We start from the raw sequence: 19,876 nt of genomic DNA, 5'->3' as shown, positions 1-19,876 counted from the left end.
GTCGCTCACCAACTCAACGATCGTCCACGCAAAACGCTCGACTGGGAAACCCCAGCCGAGCGTCTGCGTGATCTACTTACCCGCTAAAAGCAGGCAGTGTTGCGACGACCCCTTGAATTCACCCATTGCGTTCCGGGCCGTTTCCTAGTAGCGGGGACAGGATTTGAACCTGCGACCTCTGGGTTATGAGCCCAGCGAGCTACCGAGCTGCTCCACCCCGCGTCGGTAGTCGCCAGTCTACTCGACTTCTGGAGACGGTTTTGCCAACGGCCGGGCCATGCCTCACGGGACCGGCCAGGCGGTTCGCGGCAGGCGAGGGCACCGGTGTTGACCTTCGGGTTACTTGAAGCTCCATGATGGCCGAGTGACGGAATTCGGGTCGGAGGAGTTGATCACCATCGGGGTGCTGGCGCGGGCCAGTGGGCTCACGCCGAGTGCACTGCGGTTCTACGACGACTGCGGGCTGCTGGTTCCCGCGCGGGTCGATGGCGCGACCGGGTATCGGTATTACCGCGAATCGCAGTGCGCGCGGGCAGTGATGATCCGGCAGCTCAGAGGGATCGGGATGCCGCTCGAGGTCATTTCGGAGATCTTGGCAGGGGATGTCGGGCGGGCGGCGCGATTGCTCGACGCGCATGTACTGGAGCTGCGGCGGCAAGCGGATGAGGCGGCGGTGGTCGCTCGGACGATCAAGAGCACGATCGGCGATGAGGCCACAGGGCAGACTGGCTTGTCCGCAGCGACGCTCGCAACGGCGATCGACCAAGTGCGTTCCGCCACGGCCCGGACCGACGAAATACCGGTACTCGCTGGTGTTCTGGTCGAGGCGAGCGCGGGTTCGCTGACGTTGACGGCAACGGACCGGTATCGGCTTTCGACAAGAACGATGGCGCTGGGCCGGCCGGCCGCTGACTGGTCACTGGTTGTCGACGCGGGCGATCTCGCGTCGATCGGTTCCTGGCTTCGCGAGGCCGAGGAGGTCACCGTGGCCCCCGCGACGGGAGCGCTCGTCGTCGTAGCCGGCGGCAGCGAGCGCCGATGCCGCACGATCGATGATTCGTTCCCGGACTATCGCGCAATGCTGACGGGGCTGGCACCGGTGCGGACGCGCGTGCTGGTGATGCGCGACCGACTGTTGGACATGACCGAAGGTTACGACGGCACGATCACCTTCTCCGTCGAAGCGACGGAGCTGGCTTTGTCGCGCGCCGACGGCCGCACCGCGCGACTGCCCGTGACGCTGACCGGAGGACCCGGCATCGATCTCGCCTTCGCCGCCACGACCCTGTCACCCGCGATCGGTGCCGCGCTCGGCCCGGAGATCATGCTCGACATCGCCGCGCCCGACTTGCCGGTCCTCATCCGTTCGGCGACCGACGGCGACCTCACCACGCTGGTAATGCCCACAGCACACCCGAACTCGAAGGGACACAACGTATGACGGCCTCGGCCACAGCAGGATCGCCGGATGAAACGATGGCGGCGATCACTCGCGCGATCACCCTCGGGCGCGAAGGTTCTCCGGACGCCGCCCGCAATGCGCTGCGGGAGATCTGGGATTCCCTCGGGCCACAGGGTGACCCGTTGCACCGCTGCACTGTTGCGCACTACCTAGCGGATCTGTACGAGGATGCGGCGCAGGCGCTTTCGTGGGATATCCGGGCACTGGACGCGGCAGACAGCATGACCGCCGACCGCGCCAGGCAATACGACGCCCAACTCGACGTGCGCGGCTTCTACCCCTCACTGCACCTGAACCTGGCAGACAACTATCGCCGACTCGGCTCCTTCGATGCCGCGCAACGTGAGATCGACGCGGCCCGCAACAGTCTCCACACCCTCGGTGACGACGCTTACGGAGCGATCGTTCGCAAGGCGGTTGACGAGGTCGCCCAGTCTATTCGCGTGCGGGAAACAGCGCGCAGAAGTTCCGCGCCCGACGGGCGTTGAAACACCGGGTGATCCGCTACCCGCCACGAGTGCCGCGATGACCTGATCATCGACTGAAGGGAGCGCCGTCACCTACGATGTATTTCGCCTTGATGGTGCCATCGGATGTTTTGTCCCCCTGCACGATAACCATCGTGCCGACCTTTACATCGGCCGCACGGACCGCGGCCAACATCAGGACCCGAGTGCGTGTGTCGATGCGCACCACGGCCACGCTGCCCAGCACGCCTTCGACCGTGAGTGTCGATCCGTCGTTGGCAGCGACCCTGCCGACAGCAATACCGCGGACGAACTTGGCAGCGGATGCCGCCGGTGCGACCTTGACGCTCGCCGTCGTAGCCTGCGACGCTTTGACATTCGGTGAGCTGCTTGTCGATGTCGAGTTGTCGTGCAGTATCATTGGCAGCAGGCCGATGATGATCAGCAGGACCACGCCGACCCCGATCAACAATCCAGTTCTGTTCGGCGGCTCGGGCTGCGAATGCTGCGGCGCAGTCTCGGCGGCCGGCGGGCGGTACAGCTCCTCCCGGCGGGCAGCCTCGTCGCTGGGCGAATACGGCACCGGCGGGCCGAATACCGCTGATGCTTCCGGTGCCTGACCGGGATCGCCGACCGCAGAACCGCCGCCCCGCGTTGGTCGTGCGCCGCCGACACCGACCTGCGTCGGCCCCGAGATCGGGGCACGGCGCCGCTCGCTGGACCAAATCCTGGGCGGATCTGACCACGGAGTCTGCTGGGCGGCCATGAATCAGAGCGTAAGCGAACCCGCGGGGACGGGTGTCGCGAACCTCACGATGACCAGACTCCGCGATCGAGCAGAACCCCTGTCACACTGGGCCTTTCGCGAAACTGCCGAGCGCATGCTTCCCGAGGTTGGCAACAATGGATCGCCAACGATGCATCGCCGCCCGAGAGGTCCGACAGGCGTTGCGGCCGCCCACTCATCTGAGTGCCGTTGCAGTATCAGGCCCGCTCGGAGAGAGCGGCGATGCGGATTCGGTGACGCTCTTGGAGTTCACGGGAGCAGCGCAGGAAATCGATGACGGTGCGCAGTTCGGCCGCGGTGTAGCGGGCGATCTCCTCGGAGCCTTCCTGCACGATCGGGCCGTAGATCTGCATTATCCGAGCGAGTCCGATTTCGGTGATGCGGATGAGCACCTTGCGACGGTCGCCCGACCCGGGATGGCGCACGACGTAATCGAGTTTCGACAAACGATCGAGCATGGTGGTGACACTGCCGCTGGTGAGGCCGAGCTCGGCGGCGAGTTCGCCCGGAGTCGAGTCGCCATGCCAGAGAACTTCCAAGCAGCGCAGATCGGTTCGGTTGATGCCGAGCACCACCGCAGCGGCTTGGTCGACAGAGTCGACGGCCGCCTGCAGGGCCTGCGACTCGTGTCCGACCTGCGCACGGAGCCCCTCCAACTCTTCTCTTGACATTCAAACCTCTCGATGTTCAAACTATCTATGTCTTGATTATCAAGATACATCACGATCGAGAACGAGCTGGAGGAGACACCATGAAGAAGGCACTGATCATCGGCGGCGGGATTGCCGGACCGGTGACCGCGATGGCCCTGCTGCGGGCGGGGCTGGAACCGATCGTCTGCGAGGCGTACAACGAGGCCGCCGCCGAGCAGATCGGCGCCTACCTGACCGTGGCGGTGAACGGGCTGTCGGCGCTGGCGCTGCTGGACGCCCACCACGTGGTGACCGAGATCGGATACCCGACCGGCACGCTGTCGTTTTCGACCAGCTCCGGCAAACACATCACCGACATGCCGATCGGCGGAACCCTTCCCGACGGCACCGTCACCCACAGCATCAAGCGACGCGACATGTACCGGGCGCTCAATGCCGAGGCAACCCGGCGGGGCGTGCGCTACGAGTACAACAAGCGGCTGGTGAGCGCGGTGTCGACCGGCCACGGCGTCAGCGCAACCTTCGCCGACGGGTCGACCCTCGAGGCGGACGTGCTGATCGGGGCCGACGGAATCCGTTCCCACACCAGGGAAATCATCGACCCAGCCGCACCGAAAGCACATTTTCTCGGGATCTATGGTCTCGGCGGATTCGTCACCGACCGAACGCTGCACGCCGAACTCGGGCTACGTCCCGGTATTTACAGCATGATCTTCGGCAAGAAGGCGTTCTTCGGCTACCTCGTCGCACCGGACGGCGAAATCTGGTGGTTCGCGAACATGCCTCGTTCGCAAGAACTCTCGCAATCCGCCGGCGAAAGCACCACCCAGGCACAATGGCGGGATCAGCTCGTCGAATTGCTGTCCGCCGATCGTGGACCTGCCGCGCGCATTGTGGCGGCAACTCCGGATGACACCTTCGTGCCCGGCTTCAACCAATACGACCTGCCGACGGTCACGACGTGGCACAACGACAATATGGTCATCGTCGGAGATGCAGCGCATGCCGTGGCCTCCTCCTCCGGCCAGGGCGTGTCGATGGCGGTCGAGGATGCCGTCACGCTGGCGACGTGCCTGCGCGACATCCCCGACACCGCCGCGGCATTGGCCGCCTACGAGGACCGTCGCAGAGCGCGCGTCGAACGGGTGGTCGCCTACGGCGCGGAGACCAGCAGCGACAAGGCCTCGAACGGGCTCGGGCGACTGCTGGTGCGACTGCTGACGCCGTACTTCTTGAAGAAGGCCGCGAAAGCCGGTGTCGCACCATTGAATTGGATCTTCGACTACCGGATCAGCTGGGAGCCCCAGCAGGTTTAACGCTGAGGCGCACCCGACAAGTCGCGGTGGCGCACTGCGGACTTCGGGGTTGCCTCGAGGGTCTTGTGCAGGCCGGTGCGCATGGTGGTTGCGGAGTCGAGCAGGTAGTTCTGCCTGACCTTCCACGGGTGGCGGTCGCCTTGGCGGGGGAAGTCGCCGATCGAGCGTTGGACGTATCCAGAGGCGAGGTCGAGCAGGGGGCGTTCGTCGAGCTTTCCGTCGGGCTTGGGCACCACCGCGGCGTAGCTGTTCTTGTCCATGTGGTTGAGGACCCGGCAAACCAGCCGCGAGGTCAGGTCGGCGCGCAGGGTCCAGGAGGCGTTGGTGTAGCCGATGCAGACCGCGAAATTGGGGACGCCGGTGAGCATTGCGCCCTGCCAGACGAATTGATCCGACAGCGCCACCGACTCGCCATCGACCTGCGGGGCGATGCCACCGAAGGCCAGTAGTTGCAGACCGGTCGCGGTGATGATGATGTCGGCCTCGAGAATTCGGCCGGACTTCAGCCGGATGCCTTCGGGAACAAAGGAATCGATGTGATCGGTGACGACTTCGGCCTTGCCTTTCTTCATCGCCTTGAAGAAGTCGGCGTTGGGCACTGCGCACAGGCGCTGATCCCAAGGGTCGTAGGTCGGCGTGAAGTGTTCGGCAACAGCCTGTTCGTCCTTCAAGATGCGCGTGGTCAGACCGGTGAGCAGTTTGCGCGCGGCCTCCGGGCGGCGTCGGCAGTACTGATAGAAGCCGATGTTGAACAGGATGTTCTTGGTGCGGATCAGGCGGTGCGCCAGATTGGGCGGCAGCGTCGCGCGGAGGCGGTCGGCCAGCTTGTCCCGGCCGGGGACGGCGCTGATCCAGGTCGGTGAGCGCTGCAGCATCGTCACCAGTTCGGCCTGGTCGGCCATCGACGGAACCAGGGTGACGGCGGTGGCGCCGCTGCCGATGACGACCACCCGCTTGCCCGCGTAGTCGAGATCTTCGGGCCAGAACTGCGGGTGCACGATCTGTCCGGCGAAGGTGTCGGCGCCGGGGAAGTCGGGGGCGTGACCGTGGTCGTAGTTGTAGTACCCGGCGCAGGCATAGAGAAAGCCGCAGGTGAGCGTGCGTCGCTCGGTGTCGCCCGAGACGTCGCGAGATTCGAGAGTGAGCGTCCAGCGAGCCCTGTCCGTGGACCAGTCGGCCGCGACGACCTTGGTTCCGTAACGGATATTCCGGTCGATGCCGAACTCGGTGGCCGTCTCCTGGACGTAGCGCAGGATCGACGGACCGTCGGCGATCGACTTGGCGTCGCGCCACGGCTTGAACGGATAGCCGAGGGTGAACATGTCGGAGTCCGAGCGAATACCCGGATAGCGGAACAGATCCCAGGTGCCGCCCAGTGCGTCGCGCGCCTCGAGGACCGCGTAGGTCTTGGTCGGGCATTCGGCCTGCAGCCGGTAGGCGGCGCCGATTCCGGACAACCCTGCGCCGACGATCACGACATCGAGGTGTTCCGGAGCTACGACAGTCTCGGTCATGACTCCAGTGTGGGAGGGTTCAGGGGCAGCTTCTTGACTTTGCACGACAAGTATTTGATTCTGAGCGACATGTCGGTGATTCGATCCGCGGGTCTACGCGGATTTCGCGCCACGGTGGCCGAGCTGGGCGGAAACGCCGAGGAGTTCGCCACCGCCTGCGGCCTGCCCATTGCCGCACTCGACGCCGACGACCTGCTGGTACCCGACCAGGCCGTCGCGGCGGTCCTGGAGCTGGCAGCGCATCGGCTCGACTGCCCCGACCTCGGCCTGCGCATCGCGCGCCGCCAGGATCTCGACATGCTGGGCCCGCTGGCACTGGCCATCCGCAATTCACCGACCCTGGCCGATGTCGTCGAATGCTCCTCGCGCTACCTGTTCCTGCACGCCCGCTCACTCAGCCTGATCCTCGAACCCGACCCTTACGGTGATCGCGGGGTGATTGCCCTGCGCTACGGCGTGCCACCCGGCGATCCGACCCCCATTCAAGGCACCGACCTCGGCTTGGCATTCGTGCACCGCACGATTCAACGCCTGGTCGAGGATCGCTACGGCCTGCGCTCGGTCGAACTCCCCTACCGCCCGGAGGCGCCGCTGCACACCTACGAAGAACTCTTCGGAGCGCCGGTGCGCATCAACCGTCCCGCGGCGGTCCTGCGGGTGCCGAGCAGCCTCGCAACACGTCCGCTCAGCGGTGGCGACGAAAATCTGCACCGCCTGGCGATGGCTTTTCTTGCCGAGCAGTCCGGCGGCGCAAACGCATCCCTGGTCCCCAAGGTGCGCGCCGCCGTCCAGCAGCTACTCGGCACCACGCCCCCCGAAATCGGCGCCGTAGCGAGACTTTTGACCGCTCACCCCCGCACCCTCCAACGCCGCCTCGCCGCCGAGGGCACCTCGTTCGCCGCCATCCTCGACGACGTCCGCCGCGACGCCGCCCGCCGCTACCTCACCACCACCGACATGCCCATGAGCCAGGTCGCCTCCCTCATCGGCCTCTCCGAACAAGCCACCCTCACCCGCAGCTGTCGCCGCTGGTGGGCCACCACCCCCACAGCCATCCGCCGCGACGGCACCCCCGGCCGGCCCTAGCCCCACCGACCGGGAGCCCTTGTGGCAAAGCCGAAGCCTGCCTGCCAGCGCGAACCGCCCGCACTGTCGCACCCGATGGCACGCTGGTCGGTATGACCGCTGTCTCCGACGACGAGCTGAACCACGACGCCCGGCCCGAGCCCCTACCACAACCGACGCCCGACAAGCCGCGGATCAGGTCATACTCGTTCCGAGCCACGTACTTACAGCGCCGTCCACTGCCCGAGCTCGAGTATCGTCGACGCGTGCCCGGCCTTCGACGAGCTGGTTTGCGGTGGGGTGCGCTACTCGCCCTGCTCGTCGTTCTCGGGCTGGCGGGCGTGCCGGTCTATATCCATCCGCAGACAGATCCGCTGCGGAAGGCGGATGCGATCGTGGTCCTCGGCGGGACAGCCTACGAACGCTTCGATATGGGTCTCGATCTCGCGCGCCGCGGATACGCCCCGCAGTTGCTGATCTCGCGATCGACCGGCATCAACGACCACGCGATGGACAAGTACTGCGCCGGCCGATTCGACTTCCAGGTCGACTGTTTCGTCCCGGATCCGTGGACGACCGACGGTGAGGCACGCGAAATCCGGCGCCGGGCACAGTTGTTCGGCTGGCGCCACATCATCGTGGTGACCTACACCCCGCATGTGTCGCGGGCCAGGTACATCGTGAGCAAGTGCTTCGGCGGCGAGTTGACCATGGTGGCGAGCCCGAGCGACTCCGGCGTGAAGTTCTGGACCTGGATGTATGTCCGACAGTCCGCGGGCTATATACGCGCGTTCTTCAGCGGGGGCTGCTGAAGCACCGGCAAAAGTCCGGCCCGGCTTTTACAGTGAACGGACGCGAGCCTGCCAGGGGGGTTCGTGGCCGGGGTGTTTTGCGGGAGAGGACCTCCGTTGCGTATCGATGATTTGCGATCGGTCGGGGACGACGAATTGTCCGCTGATATATGCATCGTCGGGTCCGGCCCGGCAGGGTTGACCCTCGCTGCCGAGCTGGCCGGCACACCGCGGCGAGTGCTGGTGTTGGAGAGCGGCGGCCTCGAATTGTCCGAGGAGGTGGATGCACTCGCCGATATCGACAATGTGGGTGCGCGCCGAGCCCAGTTGACGCGGGTCGCGGGCGATCGGATTCTGGGCGGCGCGTCGCACACCTGGAGCGGACGCTGCGGGCTGCTCGACGAGCTCGATTTCAGCAGGCGCCCCTGGGTTGCCCACTCGGGCTGGCCGATCGGCGCAGGTGAGCTCGAACCGTTCCTGGAGCGGGCCGCCGAGCACATCGGGATCGGCTATGGCAGCGGCTTCACCGATGACGCGTTCTGGCAGTTGGCCGGTCGCCCACAGCCGCCCGATGCACTGGATCCGACGCGCTTGCGCCCCTACTTCTGGCAGATCAGCCGGGATCCGGTGGACCCGTTCGACTGCAAGCGATTCGGCGCGCATGTGAAAGACCTTGTCGCGCCGAATGTCCGCGTACTCGTCAACGCCACTGTCACCCATATCGATACCGATCAGGATGGCGCTCGGGTGGATTCGTTGCAGGTCGCGGGCGCCGATCCGCGACCGCGAACGGTGCGGGCCGCGATGTTCGTGCTCGCCACCGGCGGCATCGGAAATCCACGCCTGTTGCTCGCCTCGCGGCGCGTCCGGCCGGAGGGCATCGGCAACCGGCACAACCTGGTCGGGCGCTATCTGATGGACCACCGCTGTGGCGCGGTCGGTGCGCTCGACCCGGCGGTCGCGGACAGTGCGCTGGAACGTTTCGGCAAATACATTGTCAAGACACCGCACGGCAAACACACCTTTCTGCACGGTATCGCGCTATCACCCGAGGTCCAGGCGACCGAGGGCCTGCTCAATTGCGCGCTGTGGCTGCAAGAGGTGCCCGCCGAGGACGATCCATGGGATTCGGTGAAGCAACTACTGCGCGGCCGCGGCACCGCGCACGACGCGAAGGTGGCACTCGCCCATTCGGGTTTACTGCTGTCCGGTGCGCGGCGCAGGCTCATCCAGCACACGGGGCTGCCGCACAAACTCGACCGAATCGAGTTGCGCTGCATGGTCGAACAGGCACCCAACCCGGACAGCCGCGTCATGCTGACCAACCGCACCGATCGGCTCGGCATGCCGCTGGCCCGGATCGACTGGCGGGTCAATACACAGGAGGACTCCACAGTTCGCCGCGCGGCCGCACTCGCGATCGACGAATTCACTCGTCTGGGTTTCCCGGCACCCGCGCTCTACGACTGGGCGCGCGAAGCCAGCGCGTTGCCGCTGCAGCTCACCGACTGGGCGCATCCGACCGGAACGACCAGGATGTCGGTGGACCCCCGCGCCGGTGTCGTCGATGTCGAGTGCCGGGTGCACGGCGTGGACAACCTGTTCATTGCAGGCAGTTCGGTGTTCCCGACCACCGGGCACGCCAATCCGACCCTGACCATCGTGGCGCTGGCGGTTCGGCTGGCTGATACTTTGCGGACTTTGACATAGTGTGCGACTCATGGACGAGACGACCAGTCCGGGCAGAGGTGCGCCGCATCCGCACGAGCCGCACGCCAAGGGCCAGGCGTCGAGGCTGAACTGGCTGCGCGCGGGCGTGCTCGGCGCGAACGACGGCATCGTGTCGACCGCGGGTCTTGTCGTCGGCGTCGCCGCGGCGACGACAAGTCCGTCGGCTATCTTCACCGCGGGCATCGCCGGACTCAGCGCGGGCGCGATCTCCATGGCGGTCGGCGAGTACGTCTCGGTCAGCACCCAGCGCGACTCCGAGCGCGCGCTGTTGGCCAAAGAGCGCATGGAGCTGCGGGATGAGCCGGATTTCGAACTTGCCGAACTGGCCGACATCTATCAGGCCAAGGGTTTGTCGGCGGCCACCGCGCGTCAGGTCGCCGCGGAGCTGACCGCGCACGACGCGTTCACCGCGCACGCCGAGGCCGAGCTCGGGCTGAACCCACACGAGTTGACCAATCCGTGGCAGGCGGCCATCTCCTCGGCGATCTCGTTCATCCTCGGTGCGGTGCTGCCGCTGCTGGCAATCATGTTGCCGCCCACCACGGCTCGGATTCCGGTGACCTTCGGGTCGATGCTGGTGGCGTTGGCGATCACCGGTTCGGTCAGCGCCCGCCTCGGCGGCAGCCATCGCGGCCGGGCCGTTGTGCGCGTTGTCATCGGCGGCGCGCTGGCCATGGCAGTCACCTATGCCATTGGCCAGCTCGCCGATGTGTCCGGGATCTGAATCACCGCCGGTCGACGTTCTAGTAATAGTGACGCCGGCCGCCGACAGGGCGACCCACCGATCCGGCGATCCAGAGCACCGCTCCGATAATCAGCAGAATGATTCCCGCGGTGGTGAGCAATGAAATACCGAGCAGGTATCCGACGACAAGCAGAATAAGCCCTAAAACAATCATGGTCATTTCCTTACTGTTTCGACCGGGGCGTCCCCGGACGGTTGGCGCATGAACCGGTTCCAGCTCCAGGCCGGCTTACCGCTCGGCGGCGGGCTTGCCGGTCGCGAGGCAGGCGGTGCTGCGGGCGGCGGTGGGGTGGCGTCAGGTGGCGCGTTGCGGCGTACCGCAGCCACCTCCTTGCGGGTCTTTCGCAGCTCGCGTCGCGTCGCCATGCCACGGCGAGAACTGCGCCAGACACCGGCCAGCAGCAGGCTCAGCCCGAGCATCCCGATGGCCCCGACGGCAGCTCCGTAGCCGAACAGCTGGCCTGCGTCGGCAGTGAAGTGATAGTCGAACATGGCGAAATCATTCGTGGACGTGCTTACTTCGCCCATATTGGCCGCTACCCCGGCAACGCCGATGATTACCGCGGCTATCAATACGACGAGTCCGATAATTATGATCATGACAATCCCGATGCACTGGTTGGTGTTACAACTCCGCTATTCCCGGTAATTCAGGAGTCAAACAACGGGCGTCGAAATGTTTGAGCACTCGGGGTCGGGATAAGTCCGTCACATGACTTACACGTTCGATTTGCCCAACTACTCCGACCAAGACGCCAAGGTCGCCGAACAGGCACTGCTCGGCCTCGGCGGGGTGGATTCCGTCGACGTCGACCGGGTGGCGGAAACGATCACCGTGAACTCGACACTCAGCTACGGCGAAGTCCTGGACGCGATCCGCTCGGCCGGCGTGGCCGCCAGGTAGCGACCAGCGTCGCCCGAGATCGAGGCGGCGCGGTCGCGTGTACTTTGGTGCGCGTCGGCGCCGACGGGAAATGTTGGCGGACAACGGGGATGGTGACTGGTGAAAGAAGTTTTCGATGCCGAGTTCGCGGCGGACCCGTGGCCGGTGCTCGACCAGCTGCGGCGCGACGGCGGTGTGCACCGGGTGCGGACACCGGACGGTCCGCCCGCATGGCTGGTGACGCGATACGACGATGTGCGGGCCGGCCTGCTGGATGACCGGCTGACCAGCGACGTTCGCACCGCGGGCCGCACGGACTACCGGGGCTTCGCGGTCCCGCCACCACTGGACGCACTGCTCGTCACGGCACCCGGCGATCATGCGCGCCTGCGCAAGCTGGTGACCGGCGAACTCTCGCCGCGACGGCTGACCGAGTGGGACCGACTCGCCCCATTGCTGGTCGAATCGCTGCTGCGGAAAGTGGATTCCGATACGGAAGTCGATCTGGTCGAACGGCTTGCGGTGCCGCTGCCCGCCGCGGTGCTCGGCGAACTCCTCGGTCTCGGGTCCGACGAGCGGGAAGCACTTGCGGCGTGGGCGAATTCGACATTGCTCGCCTCCGCCGCTCCCCCACGCGCCAGGGACACGCTTGCGACGATGCAGTCCATCATCACCGCGGCAACCGAGCAGGCGCGGGCGGAGCGGGCCGACACCCTGCTCGGCAGAGTGGTCGCCGCCCATGACGACACCGGGTCGCCGTCCACGGAAGAGCTTGCCGGACTGCTGTTCTACCTGCTGTTCGTCTGGTACGAGGTGCTCACCGATCTACTCGCCGGTTCGATCCTCGCGCTGCTGAACCACCCCGACCAGCTGCCCGCACTGCACTCCGCATCAAACAGGCAGCCCGCCGTCGAGGAGTTGCTGCGGTACCTGTCGCCGCAGGTGCTGGCGGGACCTCGCTTCGCGACCGCCGACATCGGGTTCGGCGACTACACGATTCGGTCCGGTCAGACGGTGCTGCTGTGCCTGGCCGCGGCCAACCACGATCCCCGCGTCTTCACGCGGCCGGGCGAATTGGATCTCGGCCGCAAGCGCAACCCACACCTCGGCCTCGGCTACGGCATCCATTCCTGTCTCGGCACCGCGTTGGTGCGCACCATCACCGGCGCCACCCTCGACGCGGTGTTCACCCGATGGCCCGGCACAACACTTACGGTGTCACCACGAGAAATAGTGTGGCGCTCCGGGTTCAGGCATCGCGGTCCGCTGACGCTGCCGGTGAAGCTCGGCTGACGGCACGTCACCACCGCTGCGGCACACCGGCCATGCCGGCGCGTTGCCGTCGTTCGTCGCGGGTGCACCGGTTGGGCACGAGCTGCCACCAGGTGAGGCAATGCCAGATCCATTCGATCGGGCCGTAGCGGAACCAGCGCAGCCAGTAGTAGCTGAACAGCGCCTGCTCCACGATGATCGCGGCCGCCGAACCGAGCAGCGATCCGTAGCGGGTGGAGCCGGACAGGCCGAGCCACGGGTCGGCGACCAGGATCAGCGCGGTGGCCGAAACATAGTTGGTCAGCGCCATCCGGCCCCGCCGACATATCGGTGATCTGCCAGATACCGACGACCAGAATTCCGCACAGCGCCAGCCCGCGCACGGCGTCGAGCTCATGGATCCGCGGACGCGGCGTGACAGCGTCGTCACTCGCGCGCACACGCTATCGAAATCCGGCGTGTTGCCGGCGCTGCGGCGATGAGGTGTCGCGCACATTTACTTCATGCACTAACTATTAATGCGCTAACATACCGGGGAACCAGGAGGACCAATGGAGACTCGGATCAACGACCCACTGCAGTTGGATCGGCAAGTATGTTTCGCGCTGGCCGTCGCCAACCGCGCAGTGCTCGGCGTTTACCGCCCGCTACTCGAACCGCTCGGGCTGACCCACCCGCAGTATCTGGTGATGCTTGCGCTGTGGGGCGAGGCGCCGATGCCGGTGAAGGCGATTGCCGAGGCGATCCAGCTGGATTCCCCGACACTGTCTCCGCTGCTCAAGCGACTGGAAGCGGCCGGCCTGATCACCAGGACCCGCGATCTGCGCGACGAGCGAAACCTGCTGGTCGACCTGACCCCAGCCGGTATCGCATTGCGCAAGCAGGCCGAGCAGATCCCGCCGGCCGTGGTGGCGCGCCTGGGCGTACCGATGTCGGATCTGGAAGAACTGCGCGACGTCCTCAACCGGGTCAACGAGGCCGCCCGGCGAGCTTTGCTTGGTGATGACGAAAAGCCTTCCGGCACAACGACAGGAGTCCGCCGATGAGCCAGGCACGCCCCAACCCGATCCAATGGATCGGCTACGCCTTCGGCCGCCGCCTCCCGGATTCCCTGCGCGGCTGGGTCCGCAACGACCTCACCGGAAAATACGCCGCCCCACGCCATCTCCTGCGCGGCATGGTCCCCTTCACCCCACTGTTCGCGGTGTTCCTGCTGTTTCCAGGCGAACTATGGCTCCGCGGCTCGATGGTCCTGCTCGCAGTGCTGCTCGCGCTCTTTTACACCGTAGCCTTCATGCCGATGAACCGCGCCCACCGGCTCGCCGAGCATGGCCTGCCCGCCGATCTGGAAAACCCGGAACGCGCACGGCGGCGGGCCATCGAACGCGCGAGATACGCTGCGCAGCACCCACACTGAGCGCTATCGGCAGCGCCCGGAACGAGCCGGCCCGACGGGGATCGAACGCCCTGCTAGTCAACGGTCCGAGACGAGCGTCAACTCACCGATCGCGTTGTCGAGGTCGTCTTGACTGTTGCCCTTGTCAAGGGCCACCTTATCGCCGATGCGCAGCGAATGGCATTGCCGTCGCCGATGTGCACCTAGCACACGTGCCGAGCAAGATCGACACCGCTGGCACTACTCCGGCCCCGGCTGGTGGACCCGGGTGCCGAGCACGGCGAGTCGAACTCGGTTGGTGGCGCCGGTTTTTGCCATGAGGTTGGCGATGTGGGTTTTGACCGTGGTGACACCCAGGTGCAGTCGGTCGGCTATCTCGGCGTTGGAGAGACCGGTGACGACAAGGTCGAGCACCTCGCCCTCGCGTGGGGTGAGACCCTGGGGCGCGGTGGAATTCGCCCGGTTTTCCACACTCGTCGCCAGCCGTGCGGCTACTGCCGAGCCGACCAATCTTTGCAATATGGCTTGGGTGAATGGAGATTCGCCGGCAGCCGCGCGATGGATGCCGGCGAGCAGGTCGGTCGGAGACGCATCCTTGACGAGGAATCCGCAGGCGCCCGCCGCAAGCGCCGGATAGAGGTGATCGTCGTCGTCGAAGGTGGTCAGCACGATGATCCGGATCGCGGGGCGAGTCGCGAGAATCCTTTCGGTGGCACGGATTCCATCCATGCCCGGCATCCGCAGATCCATCAGCACGACATCCGGCGCGAACTGCTCGGCCAGCCGAACCGCGTCCCCACCACCGGCTGCCTCCCCGACCACCTCGAGCTCACCATCGGTTTGGCACAGCATCCGCAACCCGGCCCGCACCAACTGCTGGTCGTCGACAATGAGCACCCGAATGGTCATGACCCGCACCCTGTCACAGCACGTCGCCCCGCGGCCGATGCCAAGCCATCATCGGCAACCGCAGCCGATCGCCACCACCGCACCGACGAACGTGGCAACCACATCACCCTCCAGAGGTGCACGCTCGCATCGCCACCCGCGCCAAGCCGGGACAGGTGCACAACCAGACACCAAATCGCCCTCCAAAACGACACACTCACGTCGACACCCGTGCTGCGGCGGGCAGTCGTGCGACCAGCTGCCACCCCATATCACCTGGCCCCGCGGTGAACTCACCGCCGAGTAGTTCGACTCGCTCGCGCAGCCCAACCAGGCCGAGGCCGTGGCCGGTTCCGTTCGGTTCGGTGCGCATCCCCCTGTCGCATAACACGAAATCGACGGTGCCGTCATCGATGACATCGATGGTCAACCGTGCTTTCGTGCCCGGGGCCGTGTGTCTCACAATGTTCGCGATGCCTTCCTGAGTGAGGCGCAATAGCGTCAGCGCGCGGAGCGCGTCGACGGTGGTGACGGCGTCGTCTACGTGCACCTCGACGGTGTGGCCCAGTTGCGCGGCGCGGTCTGCGACGCCGGTCAGAGCTGCGGGCAAATCCGTTGGTGCGACGAAGGATTCGCCTACGGTGTCGGGATCGCGCAGGATCGATACGAGCAGCCGCAGGTCGGCGAGGGTTTCGATGCCGCTGGCGTGGATGTCGTCGAGCACCTCGCGCACAGCGGGCGGCGCATCGGAGACCGCATGCCTGGCCACTCCAACCCGCAGCACGGTAGACGAAACATGGTGGGCGATAAGGTCGTGCAGCTCTCTGGCGATGGCGGTGCGCTCCAACGCCCGCGCCGCCGCGATATCGGACTCGCGGCGCAGCGTGAGCTCCCCCGCCTCCCGCCTGGCCCGTTCCACACCCTCACGCGCCGTCCGCAGCAAACTGCCGATCAGCAGCGGCGCACCAGCCATGACGAGTGCGCGATAACCGGTCGCGGCGAGGATCCCCGCCGGATGCAACAGATACGCGCCACCCAATGCCGCTGACGCCAGCAGGGGTTGCCACCCGCTCCGCCGCGCCGCCAGCTCGATCAGGGCGATGGCGGCAGCGACCTTGGCAACCACCGGCCCCACCTGGCCGATCTCGAACCCGACAGCGAGCAGCCCGGTCGTGACGAGCGAAGTGACCAGCGGCCAGCCCACTCCCCCCACCGTGGCCAGCACTGCCAGCAGGCCGATCACCCAGTCCACCGGCCCAGGTGCATCCGAAAGCAGCAGCAGGCACCCCACCGCTGCCCCACCGAGCGCGATCAACCGCACCGGCAGCGACCGCGCATCGAGGGCCCACTCGAACCCGCGAGTCACACCTGCCGAATCCACCACGCAAACAATGATGCCCTGCATCCGCGCCACCCGGTTCCTCCCGCTGGAGGAGTATCGCTCCTCCTACCGGCCGACATGTCGACGAAACCCGCCAACTCGGCAACCCATGCGGCCGTCCACAGTCAACCGATCCGACTCCTTCCGCGGGAGGAGCCGCCCGCCCTACTCGAGGCCGCGACTCGGGCTCATCGAGGGAATCGGTCAGCGCGCGTGTCGGCGACGGTTGTGGCATGACACACGACGCGAATGACATCGACACAGCAACTTCCGAGGTGTCCTCGGGGAAGCCCAACCGGCGCAAGCTGTTCGGCTTGGCTGCCGCCTCCGGGCTGGTGGTCGGTGCGACGGCCGGGCTCGCGGGCGGGGTGGCGCTCGGCGCGAATTCGAATCCGCCCGCTTTTCCTCCGTCTGGGTTGCGCCGTTTCGAGAACAAGGTTGTGCTGATCACGGGCGCGACGTCCGGGATCGGCGCGGCCGCCGCTCGACTGTTCGCGGCCGAGGGTGGCCGAGTCGCGTTCTGCGGCAGGCGGATCGAGCGCGGCCGGGCGGTGGAGCAGGAGATCCGCGCGGCCGGCGGTGAGGCCACTTATTTTCGTGCCGACGTTCTCGTAGAAGACGATGTACGGGAGTTCGTCGACGCTGTGGTGCGCACCTACGGTCGCCTCGACGTGGCGTTCAACAATGCCGGGATCACCATTCAGAAGAAGCTGCACGAATACAGCGCCGAGGAGTTCGACCGGGTGCTGCACACCAACCTGCGCGGCACCTTCCTCGCGATCAAGTACGAAGTGCCGCACCTGCTGCGCGCGGGCGGCGGCACCATCGTCGTCACCGCGTCCAGCAACGCCCTCGCCACGGACTCGAGCCGCGCCGCCTACACAGCCAGCAAGCGCGGCCTCGCCGGTCTGGTCCAATCCGCCGCCCTCGATTATGCCGCCGACGGCATCCGCGTCAACACCCTCATCCCCGGCACCACCGACACCGAGCTGGTCCGCCGCGCCGCGGGCATGGAAGCCCTCCCCGACGATGCCTGGCAGGTCCTGATGAAACAGTGGGCCAAGTCCAACGTCCCTGGCCTCGGCCGCCTGGCGACCCCACAGGAAATCGCCTCGTTCGCACTGACCCTCGCCTCCGACGAGCACCCCTACCTCACCGGCGCCCAACTGGTCATCGATGGCGGCAAGACCGCCCACGCCTGACCCACACGCCACGCCCCACGATTGGTTGCGGGTTGTGCCGCAGGACAGCCGATCTGTGGAAGTCGTTCGACTACGGCAGGTTTCGATCGATCACCAAGGACAATCTGTGGTGACGCCGGACGAAGATGCTCGGAACCCATTGGGCGGCTGTATGTTCCGAGGCGATCTGGAACGAGGCTGTGCGAGTCAGGAGGGTGTGCAGCGCAAATTCGGCTTCGAGGCGGGCGAGGGTGGCGCCGACGCAGAAGTGGATGCCTTTGCCGAAGGCGAGGTGATTGCGGGTGGCGCGGTCGAGGCGGATCTCGTCGGGGTCGGGGAAGACCGCGGGGTCTCGGTTGGCGGCACCCCAGAGCAGGAGCAGGTGACTACCTGCGGGGAGGGCGACATCGCCGAGGGTGGTGTCGACGACGACATGCCGGTGATGGGCACGGAACGGCGACTCCAGCCGGAGGGCCTCTTCCAGGAACGGCACGAGAAGGTCCTGGTCCTCGCGCAGCCGGTGCTGGAGGGTGGGATCGGTGGCGAGAAGTCGCGCGGCGTTTCCGATGAGGCCCGCGGTGGATTCGCCGCCCGCGCCGACCAGCTGGACGAGAATCAGCACAGCGACCTCAGTCTCGAGTTCGCCTGCGGCACAGGCTTTCGCGAGGTCGCCGAGCAGGTTGTCACCGGGGTGGGCGCACGCGGACATGAACTGTCGATGCAGGTATCCGGCGAGTTCGGTAGCAGCAGTGACGACGACGCCGAGACGCTCGGTCGTCACCACACCACCGAGCAGCTCGGTGCTGGCGTAACCCCAGGCCACGAGCTGCGGAATATCCTCGTCGGGCAAACCGATCAGGCCTGCCACCATGATCATCGGCAGCCGGTCGGCCAGTGCCGACATCCATTCGATGCGACCGTCGCGAAAACCGTCCTCCCACAGCCGATCCACGTTCGCGGCGATCGCCGGCTCCAACGCTCGGATACGTTTCGCGACGAGGGCGGGCAGCACCACCCTGCGATGCGCCATGTGGGTGGGATTGTCGCCGGTGGCCAAGACGTGCACGGCCCGGCCGCCGCCGTCCAGGTCGAACACCGCGGCCGTGCCGTCGGGTTGCTGCACCAGCGCGCCGGTGAGATTCGAGGAGAAGTCGGTGACCCGGGTGGTCGCCTCCATGACCAGATCCCAGCGACTCACCAGGTAGAAATCGGTATCGGCGACTCGGTGCACCGGTGCGGTGATGCGCAGTCGCTCGTACAGCGGGTACGGATCGTCGAGCAACCCCTGGTCGAACACATCGATCTCATCCAACGCACGGGTCATCCGATCCGCCTTTCCTCCACGCACGATATCTGCTTTCACACACCAGATTTCGCGCCCCGACCACCCTCGTCAATAGCCTCGGAAAACTGAGAAACGGACCTCGAATCACCAGGTCACACCTTTTCTCAGGCAGATCGCCCATCTGCGGACCACCGGGGATACTACTTTCAAAATGTCTCAATGTGAGACAAAATTGTTCAACCGTATCTGCCGCAGAACAGGAGCTCGGCGATGCCCGACCGGCCGACCCGGACACCTTCTACCGAAACGCGCCGATCCCTGTCGGTCGCCTCCAAGAGTGTCCGTTCGGGGCCACCGCCGGACTGGCTGGCCGGCGGCGACCGCAACGCGCTCGCCGTCGAACGCATCCACGCGGCCGCGACCGAGCTGATCGCACGCCACGGCATGGCCGGACTCAACATCGACCACGTCGCCACGCACGCGGGCTGCTCCCGCGCCACCGTCTACCGCTACGTCGGCGGCAAGTCCGCCTTACGCGAAGCCGTGCTCACGGCCGCGACCACCCGGATCGCCGTGACCATCCAGCACTCGATCGCCACACTCACCGGCCCCGATCGCGTCGCGGCAGCCATCCTCGCCGCCCTCGACGCCGTCCGTGCCGACCCGGTAGCAGTCGCCTTCCTCGCCGCAACCACGCCGCAGGAAGTCGACACCTTCCTTGCGGGCAACCCCCGACTCGCGGACGCCGCGACCACCCTCACCGCAACCGCCGACGACCCGGCCGCCGGACAATGGATCGTCCGCGTAGTGCTGTCGCTATTGTTCTGGCCCGCAAGCGATCCCACCACCGAACGCACCCTCGTCGACCGATTCGTCAGCCCCGCCTTCACCCGGTGAAAACCGTGGTAGGGGCCTACCGGCAATACCGACTCGGGCAAGTTTCGACGATGGCGACCCACGCACAGCTCACCGGCGGCGAATCAGGCGGCGGGTCGCAGACTTGTCGGGCGGTCTGGTCACGGTTGTGTTCGCGCGCAACTGATTACGCGACGGGGCGGG

At 66.2% G+C, this 19,876-nt stretch carries 22 protein-coding genes and 1 tRNA gene; 13 read left to right on the top strand and 10 right to left on the bottom strand.

Annotated elements, in window-relative coordinates; genetic code table 11:
* Positions 1-148: 148 nt before the first annotated feature.
* Positions 149-222: transfer RNA gene (locus ACLMAL_RS29720), tRNA-Met, on the bottom strand.
* A gap of 142 nt (positions 223-364) precedes the next feature.
* Between ACLMAL_RS29720 and ACLMAL_RS29715 the strand changes: the two genes are divergently transcribed.
* Both ACLMAL_RS29715 and ACLMAL_RS29710 read left to right on the top strand, forming a co-directional pair.
* A complete protein-coding gene (locus tag ACLMAL_RS29715) occupies positions 365-1,441 on the top strand; it encodes a MerR family transcriptional regulator (RefSeq protein WP_412002108.1) in 1,077 nt (358 codons plus the stop codon).
* 35 nt (positions 1,442-1,476) lie between these two features.
* Complete coding sequence (locus tag ACLMAL_RS29710; RefSeq protein WP_412002107.1) at positions 1,477-1,950, top strand: hypothetical protein; 474 nt, start codon at positions 1,477-1,479, stop codon at positions 1,948-1,950.
* A 46-nt stretch (positions 1,951-1,996) separates the two neighbouring features.
* Here the strand turns inward: ACLMAL_RS29710 and ACLMAL_RS29705 are convergent, their stop codons facing one another.
* Positions 1,997-2,695 carry a hypothetical protein gene (locus tag ACLMAL_RS29705; protein WP_412002106.1) on the bottom strand — a complete coding sequence of 233 codons (699 nt, stop codon included), beginning with the start codon at positions 2,693-2,695 and terminating at the stop codon, positions 1,997-1,999.
* A 218-nt stretch (positions 2,696-2,913) separates the two neighbouring features.
* On the bottom strand, positions 2,914-3,387 hold the full coding sequence (locus ACLMAL_RS29700; protein ID WP_412002105.1) for a MarR family winged helix-turn-helix transcriptional regulator: 474 nt from the start codon (positions 3,385-3,387) through the stop codon (positions 2,914-2,916).
* A gap of 80 nt (positions 3,388-3,467) precedes the next feature.
* Here ACLMAL_RS29700 and ACLMAL_RS29695 point away from each other — a divergent pair, with 80 nt between their 5' ends.
* Positions 3,468-4,685, top strand: a complete 1,218-nt coding sequence (locus tag ACLMAL_RS29695) for an FAD-dependent oxidoreductase (protein WP_412002104.1) — start codon at positions 3,468-3,470, stop codon at positions 4,683-4,685.
* Here ACLMAL_RS29695 and ACLMAL_RS29690 read toward each other — a convergent pair.
* Positions 4,682-6,199 carry a flavin-containing monooxygenase gene (locus tag ACLMAL_RS29690; protein WP_412002103.1) on the bottom strand — a complete coding sequence of 506 codons (1,518 nt, stop codon included), beginning with the start codon at positions 6,197-6,199 and terminating at the stop codon, positions 4,682-4,684. The two genes, ACLMAL_RS29695 and ACLMAL_RS29690, sit on opposite strands and share 4 nt — an antisense overlap.
* Positions 6,200-6,268: 69 nt before the next feature.
* Between ACLMAL_RS29690 and ACLMAL_RS29685 the strand changes: the two genes are divergently transcribed.
* From ACLMAL_RS29685 to ACLMAL_RS29670, 4 genes are all read left to right on the top strand, one after another.
* Complete coding sequence (locus tag ACLMAL_RS29685; RefSeq protein ID WP_328410058.1) at positions 6,269-7,285, top strand: AraC family transcriptional regulator; 1,017 nt, start codon at positions 6,269-6,271, stop codon at positions 7,283-7,285.
* A gap of 173 nt (positions 7,286-7,458) precedes the next feature.
* Positions 7,459-8,076, top strand: a complete 618-nt coding sequence (locus tag ACLMAL_RS29680; RefSeq protein WP_412002112.1) for a YdcF family protein — start codon at positions 7,459-7,461, stop codon at positions 8,074-8,076.
* A gap of 96 nt (positions 8,077-8,172) precedes the next feature.
* Positions 8,173-9,765 (top strand): GMC oxidoreductase, encoded by a 1,593-nt coding sequence (locus ACLMAL_RS29675; protein WP_412002102.1) that lies wholly within the window; start codon positions 8,173-8,175, stop codon positions 9,763-9,765.
* 10 nt (positions 9,766-9,775) lie between these two features.
* Positions 9,776-10,510: a VIT family protein gene (locus ACLMAL_RS29670; protein WP_412002101.1), complete on the top strand. Its 735-nt coding sequence runs from the start codon at positions 9,776-9,778 to the stop codon at positions 10,508-10,510.
* Between the two features lie 19 nt (positions 10,511-10,529).
* Here ACLMAL_RS29670 and ACLMAL_RS29665 read toward each other — a convergent pair whose 3' ends face one another.
* Together ACLMAL_RS29665 and ACLMAL_RS29660 are read right to left on the bottom strand one after the other, a co-directional pair.
* Positions 10,530-10,685: a DUF6131 family protein gene (locus ACLMAL_RS29665; protein ID WP_412002111.1), complete on the bottom strand. Its 156-nt coding sequence runs from the start codon at positions 10,683-10,685 to the stop codon at positions 10,530-10,532.
* 2 nt (positions 10,686-10,687) lie between these two features.
* Positions 10,688-11,131 (bottom strand): hypothetical protein, encoded by a 444-nt coding sequence (locus ACLMAL_RS29660; protein WP_412002100.1) that lies wholly within the window; start codon positions 11,129-11,131, stop codon positions 10,688-10,690.
* A gap of 112 nt (positions 11,132-11,243) precedes the next feature.
* Here ACLMAL_RS29660 and ACLMAL_RS29655 point away from each other — a divergent pair, with 112 nt between their 5' ends.
* Entirely contained in the window at positions 11,244-11,435 is a 192-nt protein-coding gene (locus ACLMAL_RS29655; protein ID WP_412002099.1) for a hypothetical protein, read from the top strand.
* A gap of 99 nt (positions 11,436-11,534) precedes the next feature.
* Entirely contained in the window at positions 11,535-12,707 is a 1,173-nt protein-coding gene (locus ACLMAL_RS29650; protein ID WP_412002098.1) for a cytochrome P450, read from the top strand.
* Positions 12,708-12,714: 7 nt separating this feature from the next.
* On the opposite strand, the gene ACLMAL_RS29645 is transcribed toward ACLMAL_RS29650, so the two are convergent.
* On the bottom strand, positions 12,715-13,083 hold the full coding sequence (locus tag ACLMAL_RS29645) for a DUF418 domain-containing protein (protein WP_412002110.1): 369 nt from the start codon (positions 13,081-13,083) through the stop codon (positions 12,715-12,717).
* A gap of 154 nt (positions 13,084-13,237) precedes the next feature.
* Here ACLMAL_RS29645 and ACLMAL_RS29640 point away from each other — a divergent pair, with 154 nt between their 5' ends.
* A complete protein-coding gene (locus ACLMAL_RS29640) occupies positions 13,238-13,732 on the top strand; it encodes a MarR family winged helix-turn-helix transcriptional regulator (RefSeq protein WP_412002097.1) in 495 nt (164 codons plus the stop codon).
* Positions 13,729-14,103, top strand: coding sequence for a DUF5313 family protein (locus ACLMAL_RS29635; protein ID WP_412002096.1), 375 nt, complete (start codon positions 13,729-13,731; stop codon positions 14,101-14,103). The genes ACLMAL_RS29640 and ACLMAL_RS29635 overlap by 4 nt, the downstream gene beginning before the upstream one ends.
* A 219-nt stretch (positions 14,104-14,322) precedes the next feature.
* Here the strand turns inward: ACLMAL_RS29635 and ACLMAL_RS29630 are convergent, their stop codons facing one another.
* Both ACLMAL_RS29630 and ACLMAL_RS29625 read right to left on the bottom strand, forming a co-directional pair.
* Positions 14,323-14,991, bottom strand: a complete 669-nt coding sequence (locus tag ACLMAL_RS29630; protein ID WP_412002095.1) for a response regulator — start codon at positions 14,989-14,991, stop codon at positions 14,323-14,325.
* Positions 14,992-15,187: 196 nt separating this feature from the next.
* The gene (locus tag ACLMAL_RS29625) at positions 15,188-16,354 is read right to left on the bottom strand and encodes a sensor histidine kinase (RefSeq protein ID WP_412002094.1); all 1,167 of its coding nucleotides are present in this window, start codon (positions 16,352-16,354) and stop codon (positions 15,188-15,190) included.
* A 230-nt stretch (positions 16,355-16,584) separates the two neighbouring features.
* Here ACLMAL_RS29625 and ACLMAL_RS29620 point away from each other — a divergent pair, with 230 nt between their 5' ends.
* The gene (locus ACLMAL_RS29620) at positions 16,585-17,553 is read left to right on the top strand and encodes an SDR family NAD(P)-dependent oxidoreductase (protein WP_412002093.1); all 969 of its coding nucleotides are present in this window, start codon (positions 16,585-16,587) and stop codon (positions 17,551-17,553) included.
* A 70-nt stretch (positions 17,554-17,623) separates the two neighbouring features.
* On the opposite strand, the gene ACLMAL_RS29615 is transcribed toward ACLMAL_RS29620, so the two are convergent.
* Complete coding sequence (locus tag ACLMAL_RS29615; protein WP_412002092.1) at positions 17,624-18,856, bottom strand: cytochrome P450; 1,233 nt, start codon at positions 18,854-18,856, stop codon at positions 17,624-17,626.
* A 231-nt stretch (positions 18,857-19,087) separates the two neighbouring features.
* Here ACLMAL_RS29615 and ACLMAL_RS29610 point away from each other — a divergent pair, with 231 nt between their 5' ends.
* Positions 19,088-19,714: a TetR/AcrR family transcriptional regulator gene (locus tag ACLMAL_RS29610; RefSeq protein ID WP_412002091.1), complete on the top strand. Its 627-nt coding sequence runs from the start codon at positions 19,088-19,090 to the stop codon at positions 19,712-19,714.
* Positions 19,715-19,876 lie beyond the last annotated feature (162 nt).

Source organism: Nocardia sp. CWNU-33 (assembly GCF_046764895.1).
In the GTDB taxonomy this organism is placed as follows: domain Bacteria; phylum Actinomycetota; class Actinomycetes; order Mycobacteriales; family Mycobacteriaceae; genus Nocardia.
This window is presented reverse-complemented; position numbering and strand designations above follow the sequence as displayed.

Excerpts from the sequence above, each read along its gene's own strand:
- ACLMAL_RS29635 (WP_412002096.1), top strand. The coding sequence starts at position 13,729 with ATGAGCCAGGCACGCCCCAACCCGATCCAATGGATCGGCTACGCCTTC.
- ACLMAL_RS29640 (WP_412002097.1), top strand. The coding sequence starts at position 13,238 with ATGGAGACTCGGATCAACGACCCACTGCAGTTGGATCGGCAAGTATGT.
- ACLMAL_RS29610 (WP_412002091.1), top strand. The coding sequence starts at position 19,088 with ATGCCCGACCGGCCGACCCGGACACCTTCTACCGAAACGCGCCGATCC.
- ACLMAL_RS29665 (WP_412002111.1), bottom strand. The coding sequence starts at position 10,685 with ATGATTGTTTTAGGGCTTATTCTGCTTGTCGTCGGATACCTGCTCGGT.
- ACLMAL_RS29685 (WP_328410058.1), top strand. The coding sequence starts at position 6,269 with ATGTCGGTGATTCGATCCGCGGGTCTACGCGGATTTCGCGCCACGGTG.
- ACLMAL_RS29670 (WP_412002101.1), top strand. The coding sequence starts at position 9,776 with ATGGACGAGACGACCAGTCCGGGCAGAGGTGCGCCGCATCCGCACGAG.
- ACLMAL_RS29660 (WP_412002100.1), bottom strand. The coding sequence starts at position 11,131 with ATGATCATAATTATCGGACTCGTCGTATTGATAGCCGCGGTAATCATC.
- ACLMAL_RS29710 (WP_412002107.1), top strand. The coding sequence starts at position 1,477 with ATGGCGGCGATCACTCGCGCGATCACCCTCGGGCGCGAAGGTTCTCCG.
- ACLMAL_RS29690 (WP_412002103.1), bottom strand. The coding sequence starts at position 6,199 with ATGACCGAGACTGTCGTAGCTCCGGAACACCTCGATGTCGTGATCGTC.
- ACLMAL_RS29630 (WP_412002095.1), bottom strand. The coding sequence starts at position 14,991 with ATGACCATTCGGGTGCTCATTGTCGACGACCAGCAGTTGGTGCGGGCC.
- ACLMAL_RS29645 (WP_412002110.1), bottom strand. The coding sequence starts at position 13,083 with ATGAGCTCGACGCCGTGCGCGGGCTGGCGCTGTGCGGAATTCTGGTCG.
- ACLMAL_RS29620 (WP_412002093.1), top strand. The coding sequence starts at position 16,585 with ATGACACACGACGCGAATGACATCGACACAGCAACTTCCGAGGTGTCC.
- ACLMAL_RS29700 (WP_412002105.1), bottom strand. The coding sequence starts at position 3,387 with ATGTCAAGAGAAGAGTTGGAGGGGCTCCGTGCGCAGGTCGGACACGAG.
- ACLMAL_RS29705 (WP_412002106.1), bottom strand. The coding sequence starts at position 2,695 with ATGGCCGCCCAGCAGACTCCGTGGTCAGATCCGCCCAGGATTTGGTCC.
- ACLMAL_RS29615 (WP_412002092.1), bottom strand. The coding sequence starts at position 18,856 with ATGACCCGTGCGTTGGATGAGATCGATGTGTTCGACCAGGGGTTGCTC.
- ACLMAL_RS29655 (WP_412002099.1), top strand. The coding sequence starts at position 11,244 with ATGACTTACACGTTCGATTTGCCCAACTACTCCGACCAAGACGCCAAG.
- ACLMAL_RS29695 (WP_412002104.1), top strand. The coding sequence starts at position 3,468 with ATGAAGAAGGCACTGATCATCGGCGGCGGGATTGCCGGACCGGTGACC.